This window comes from Cryobacterium sp. MLB-32, assembly GCF_000738085.1.
Classification (GTDB): domain Bacteria; phylum Actinomycetota; class Actinomycetes; order Actinomycetales; family Microbacteriaceae; genus Cryobacterium.
Genome location: NZ_JPRS01000192.1, coordinates 1 through 5,979, shown reverse-complemented (window position 1 = coordinate 5,979; position 5,979 = coordinate 1). Strand labels below are relative to the sequence as shown.

The following is a 5,979-nucleotide window of genomic DNA, read 5'->3' as shown; positions in this document are numbered from 1 at the left end:
TTCAAAAAACTAAATGCCAGTTTAGCATGACAGGAGTCGCCAGCCGCCGAGGCGGATCACAGGCGCACATGCAACACTAAGGTGTGACCGTAAGCGACTCTAGCGCGTCTGTCGTCATCGTTGGCGCAGGCCAGGCAGGCCTCTCGGTGGCATACTACCTGCGCACCATGAATTTGGCTCCTGGCCGGGATTTTGTCATATTCGACCGCGGGCAGGGCCCCGGTGGGGCCTGGCAACATCGCTGGGAATCGCTCCGGCTGGGAACGGCGCACCGCGTGAACAATCTTCCCGGAATGCCCGAAATGGGGATCAGTTTCGACACGGCGGATCACTCTCGACCGGCCAGGGACGTCGTTGCGGAGTACTACCGCCGCTACGAAGAGCACTACGGACTTGCCGTGGTCCGGCCCGTCGCGGTCACGGGCGTGACAGACCACGGCGATCGCCTCGTGGTGTCGACCTCTTCGGACGCCTACGGCGACCGCACCACGAGTACGCGTGTGCTCGTGAACGCCACGGGAACCTGGGGCGCCCCATTCATCCCGCACTACCCGGGATCAGAAACGTTCCGGGGCCGCCAGGTGCACACGGCCAATTACGTGTCCGTCGACGAATTCGCCGGCCAGCGTGTGATCGTGGTGGGCGGGGGAACATCGGCGATCGGCTTTCTGCTCGAGCTCGACGGGGTTGCGGCGAGCCTCACGTGGGCCGCGCGGCGCCCGATCGACTGGGTGCACTCGGAGAATCTTGACCTCGAAGGCGCCGTCGCCGCCGTGGCCATGCAGAACGAGGCGGCCCGGGCAGGCCGGGCCCTGCCGAGTATCGTGAGCGGAACCGGGGTTCCGGTGACCCAACGGATTCAGGCGGGAATCGACCGAGGGCTGCTCATAGCCCGGCCGATGTTCGCTTCCGTCGAGCCCGAGGGCGTGCGCTGGTCCGACGGCACGTTCAGCCCGGCCGACGCGATCATCTGGGCAACGGGATTCCGTCCGGAGCTCCGCCACCTGTCGCCGCTCAAGTTGCGGGCCAAAGCGGGTGGGTATTCGGTCGAGGCCGGGGCATCCGCCGTCGATCCGCGCATATTCTTCGCCGGCTACGGCCCGCAGGCGAGCACCATTGGTGCTAACCGCGCCGGTCGGGTCATCGCCCGCCAGATCGCCGCCCGGCTCGCGGAGCCCGCCGAACGCCCCTCCGCCTAGGTCTTTCCGCACCCCTCTCGGGAGCGGTCGGTTACTTGCGCTTGCGGCGACGGGATGCCGAGGGCCGCGACTGCGTGGCGCCCGTCACGATGGGCGTCGACCGCGTAGCGGCTTCGCCGGTCGCGGGAGCGAGCGGTTTGCGTGGCACCGGTTTGCGCTGTATCTGGCCGGTGCGCACGGGCTCGCCACGGCGATCCTGGCCGGGGATGGGGCGGGAGCGACGCCCGTAGATGAGCTCGGAGGAGTCGAGCAGCCACGGCACGAGCGCAATCGTCACGCCATGTACCATCATGAGCTTTTGGCGCAGGCGGCGGGCCTTGTGGTTGTGCAGGAGGCCCTCCCACCAGTGGCCCACGATGTAGATCGGCGTGTACACGGTGACGACCTCGGAGCCGTGGTCATCGCGGCGTCCGCGGATGTAGCTGATCAGCGGCCAGCTGATGTCGCGATACGGCGAGGCGACGATGCGCAACGGCACCTGGATGTTCTGTTTGACCCAGGCGCGCTTGAGGATTTTGGTCTCGGCGTCGTCGATCGACACGTGCACGGCCTCGAGGGACTCGTGGCGCGCAGCGATCGCGTAGTCCAGGGCCTTCAGCACGGGCTTCTGCATCTTGCCCACCAGCACGATGGCGTGGTCGCCGCTTGAGCCGAAGGTGGTGATCGGGTCGACCTCGATCTCCTTGGCGACGTCTCGGTAATACCTGTTGACGCCCATCATGAGTGCAAAGAGTACCGGCATGAGCACGAACACCAGCCACGCGCCATGGGTGAACTTGGTGACGGTGACGACCACGAGCACGACACCGGTCAGGGCGGCACCGAAACCGTTGATCGACAGGCTCCAGATGATGGATCCGCGGTGCGGCGGGTTGGTCTTGAGCAGGTTGAGCCAGTGCTTGACCATGCCGGTCTGCCCGAGGGTGAACGAGACGAAAACGCCGATGATGTAGAGCTGGATCAACAGGGTGAGGTTGGCGCGGTAGACGATCATGATCAGGCACGCGGCCAGTGCGAGGAGTACGACGCCGTTCGAGTAGATCAGGCGGTCGCCGCGGGTGCTGAGCGACTTCGGCGCGTAGGAGTCGCGGGCCAGCACGGAGCCAAGCAGCGGGAAACCATTGAAGGCGGTGTTGGCCGCGAGCAGCAAAACCGCTGCGGTTGCAGCCTGCAACACGAAGAACATGATCGAGGAATTACCGAACGTCGCCGCCGCGACCTGCGCGATGAGGCTTCGTTGCGGAGCCGTTGCGCAATCCGCCCAGCCGATTAGGTCGCAGGGATTCTCTGAGTAGTGCACGTTGGAGATCAGCGCGACGGTCGTGAGGCCGACGAACAGCACGATGGCGATGCCACCCATGAGCGTCAGGGTGGTCTGGGCGTTCTTTACCTTGGGGTGCTTGAACGCGGGAACGCCGTTGGCGATCGCCTCGACTCCGGTGAGCGCGCTGCATCCGCTGGCAAAGGAACGCAGCAGCAGGAGGATGAAGGCCGCCTGAGCCAGGTCGTGGCCCTCCACGCCGAAACCGGCCGATTCGGCCACGGGCGGATCGCCCATGATCGTGCGCACGAGGCCGACCACGATCATGAACAGCACGCTCGCCACGAACAGGTACGTAGGAATAGCGAATGCTTTGCTCGACTCGCGTACACCGCGCAGGTTGACCGCGGCGAGCAGAATGATGAACACCACGGCCATTTCAACCCGGAACGGATCCAGTGCGGGGATGGCAGAGATGATGTTGTCCACGCCGCTGGCGACCGAGACGACCACGGTCATCACGTAGTCGACGAGCAGGGCGGATGCGACGATGAGGCCGGCCTTTTCGCCCAGGTTGCGGTGCGCCACTTCGTAGTCTCCGCCGCCGGAGGGGTACGCCTTGATGAGCTGGCGGTAGGACGCAACGACGACGATGAGCAGGATCACGACGACCGCCGCGACCCAGGGCGCGAAGCTCAGAAAGGCGAGCCCGCCGAGGGTGAGGATCATCAGGAGCTCCTGCGGAGCGTAGGCCACGCTGGACAGCGGGTCGCTCGCAAAGATCGGCAGGGCCAGGTGCTTGGGAAGCAGTTGGCCTTCCAAATGCTCGGTCGGGAGCGGATCACCGATGATCCACCTCTTGGGTGATCGGCTTTCCGGTACTGGGGCGCTTGCCTCGGGTGTCACGAGGGATGACACTACACCTAAGAAGCCCCGTGTCAAATAGAGCGCGTCGCGAGGGGGCTCACGAAGGCTGAGCGGCCGTGATGACGCGCCAAAGGGACGTGCGCAAATCCGTGAGTTCGCTGAGGCTCATGCCCAACTTGTCAACGACGCGTGGGGGTATCGTCTCGGCCTCGGCGCGGAGGGCGATTCCCCTGTCGGTAAGCGAAATATCCAGCTGCCGTTCGTCTGAAATACTGCGGTGCCGGGCGACGAGACCGGTCGCTTCGAGGCGCTTGAGCAGGGGGGAGAGCGTGGCGGGTTCGAGGCGCAGTTCCTCGCTCAGATTCTTGACGGAGCGGGGGCTTCGCTCCCACAGGGCAAGCATCGCGAGGTACTGGGGGTGCGTGAGGCCGTACGGCTCGAGAATGGGCCGGTAGAGCGAGATGACGCTGCGCGACGCGATGGCGAGGGCGAAACAGACCTGATTCTCGAGTCGCAGGAGGTCGTTGTCGTTGTTGTTGGCGATCGTCATAATGCGTTCCGTTCGTTTTCGTACTCACTCAATTTAGTTAGTATACTAACGAATATGGAGCGAAACAGAGCGCAGCGTCACGCGGGCCGCGGTAAGTGGGCGGCCTGGATCAATCGCACCCTCCTTCCCTGGATCGGTCCGCCGCCGGTGGGCCCCTACCCGGTGATTGTCGAAGCGGAGGTGGCCGAGCGCAAGGCGCACTCCGTCTGCCCTATTTGCGGTGCGCTGATGAGCCTGCACGAGGTCGATCGTTCGGGTGAGCGCACCCAGATCCACCACCCCACGCCCGAGCAGGTCGCGGAGCGTTCCGCCGGGCTCTGAGCGGTTCCTGCCCTGAGCTGTTCCTGATTCGAGCCGTTCCTGAATCGAGCCGTTCCTGCTCTGGGACCGTCCTGCTCTGGCCTTCCGCCACGAGCGTGGCGGCACGCCGTCCCGGGCTAATCCCCGAGCGAGGCGAGAACTCTCGCCCGCACGTCAGCGAGCTGCGTTCGCAGGTCCGAGACGATGCCGGCGGGTAGCGTCGAGCGGTACGCCTGCGTGCGCAGGTCGGTGCGGAGCTGCTGGCGGAACTCACTGAGCACCATGTCGGCCTCGTGCAGGGCCAGATTGGACGCCACGTGCGCGCTGGAAGTCGAATCCACGCCGGCGGCGGCGGTCGGCCCGTTGGGGGCAGAGTCGGTTCGGGCCTGCCGCGCCGCCGACGCGAGGTCGGCGCGGAGGCTCTTCATCGCGGCGTTCACGCCGGAGCGCACCTCGGTGGCCAGGCGGCGCACGGAATCGGTCACCCCGTCTTCAATGGCGCCGAGCTCGCTCTCGCGGGCGGCCAGCTCGGCGAGGCCGGCGGGGGTGATCTCGTAGACGGTCTTGCGTCCGTCGGCGGCCTTCGTCACGAGCCCCTCTTCCTCGAGCTTGGCCAGGCGGGGGTAGATGGTTCCCGCGCTCGGGCTGTACGTTCCTCCGAAGCGCTCGCTCAGTGCCTGGATCAGTTCGTACCCGTGCTGCGGCCGCTCGGCAAGCAGGCTCAGCAGGTAGAGGCGCAGGCTGCCATGTGCGAAGACGGGGGTCATGAGGATGCCTCGGCGGCCGCGCCCGCCGCATCCGTCGTGTCGGGTGCGGGTGTCCCGGCGCGGCGCACGACCGAAATGTCGCCCGAGACTGAATTGGCGCGCAGCTCTACCCACGTGCCGTCGAGGGCGCCGCTTGAGCCGTCATACGCCTTGCCGAGGCTGCTGCGCACGGTCTGGTCGTCCAGCTGCAGCGTTCCGGACAGGGTGTTGAGGTGGTATCTGGCGGCCACGTCGGTGCCGAGGCGCACGGTCAGGTTGCCGCTGACCGTGTTCGTGGTGATCTCGTCCGGCACGCCGTCCAGGTCGAGGAAGACGTTGCTCGTGACGCCGTCGAGGGTGAAGCGACGGATGTGACCGCTCGCGGTGATCTCGCCGGAGACGGTGTGCACGGTGGCCGTTCCCGTGTGATTGCGCACGGAGACTTCACCGTTGACCGCATTGATGTCGAGGTCGCCCTCGCCGGCGTCGACGACGATGTCACCCGAGATGGTGCTGAGCTTCGCGTCGTTGTGCAGGCCGGACACGAGGGCGGAGGCGGAGACGACGCCGAAGCGCATGGCCACGTCGCGGGGAACGAGGATGCTCACCTCGGCCTTGGCGGTCTCCCGGAAGGACGAGAAGACGTCGATGAAGTTGTCCCAGCGCAGCTGGGGGTGGTCGATATCCAGGGCGTCCCCGTTCATCGAAATCTTGAGGTCTTTACCGCTGACGCCGTGCACTTCGATGCGTGCGCCGGGTTCATCGTGGCCGATCACATCGACCGTGCCGCCGATCAGGCTGACCTTGAGCCGGCGTACGAGGGCGATGTCGATGATCTTGGTCTGCCCGGGGGTGACGAGCCATTTTTCCAGGGACACCGTGGGTCCTTTCCTCAGCGGGATATCGCGATATATCGCGTCTATTGAACAACACGTTATATCGCGTTCCCGGTTCACGCAAGAGGGTCGGCACGGAAAATAGTCACCAAAAACGATCAGCACCGGACAGTCGAGATCAGTACCAGAAGATATCGAGCCACTCGGGGTGATGCGCATG

General features: G+C 65.4%; 6 protein-coding genes. 2 read left to right on the top strand and 4 right to left on the bottom strand.

Annotated elements, in window-relative coordinates; all coding sequences use genetic code 11:
* Nucleotides 1-83: 83 nt before the first annotated feature.
* Complete coding sequence (locus tag JF66_RS15545; RefSeq protein ID WP_035879462.1) at nucleotides 84-1,199, top strand: NAD(P)-binding domain-containing protein; 1,116 nt, start codon at nucleotides 84-86, stop codon at nucleotides 1,197-1,199.
* 31 nt (nucleotides 1,200-1,230) lie between these two features.
* Here the strand turns inward: JF66_RS15545 and JF66_RS15540 are convergent, their stop codons facing one another.
* Nucleotides 1,231-3,366 carry an APC family permease gene (locus tag JF66_RS15540; RefSeq protein WP_081882437.1) on the bottom strand — a complete coding sequence of 712 codons (2,136 nt, stop codon included), beginning with the start codon at nucleotides 3,364-3,366 and terminating at the stop codon, nucleotides 1,231-1,233.
* Between the two features lie 58 nt (nucleotides 3,367-3,424).
* A complete protein-coding gene (locus JF66_RS15535; protein WP_035879460.1) occupies nucleotides 3,425-3,877 on the bottom strand; it encodes a MarR family winged helix-turn-helix transcriptional regulator in 453 nt (150 codons plus the stop codon).
* A gap of 54 nt (nucleotides 3,878-3,931) precedes the next feature.
* Here JF66_RS15535 and JF66_RS15530 point away from each other — a divergent pair, with 54 nt between their 5' ends.
* Nucleotides 3,932-4,198: a hypothetical protein gene (locus JF66_RS15530; RefSeq protein ID WP_051973617.1), complete on the top strand. Its 267-nt coding sequence runs from the start codon at nucleotides 3,932-3,934 to the stop codon at nucleotides 4,196-4,198.
* Between the two features lie 116 nt (nucleotides 4,199-4,314).
* Here the strand turns inward: JF66_RS15530 and JF66_RS15525 are convergent, their stop codons facing one another.
* Together JF66_RS15525 and JF66_RS15520 are read right to left on the bottom strand one after the other, a co-directional pair.
* A complete protein-coding gene (locus tag JF66_RS15525; protein ID WP_035879458.1) occupies nucleotides 4,315-4,944 on the bottom strand; it encodes a PadR family transcriptional regulator in 630 nt (209 codons plus the stop codon).
* Entirely contained in the window at nucleotides 4,941-5,801 is an 861-nt protein-coding gene (locus JF66_RS15520; RefSeq protein ID WP_035879456.1) for a DUF4097 family beta strand repeat-containing protein, read from the bottom strand. Before JF66_RS15520 ends, JF66_RS15525 begins: the two co-directional genes overlap by 4 nt.
* Nucleotides 5,802-5,979 lie beyond the last annotated feature (178 nt).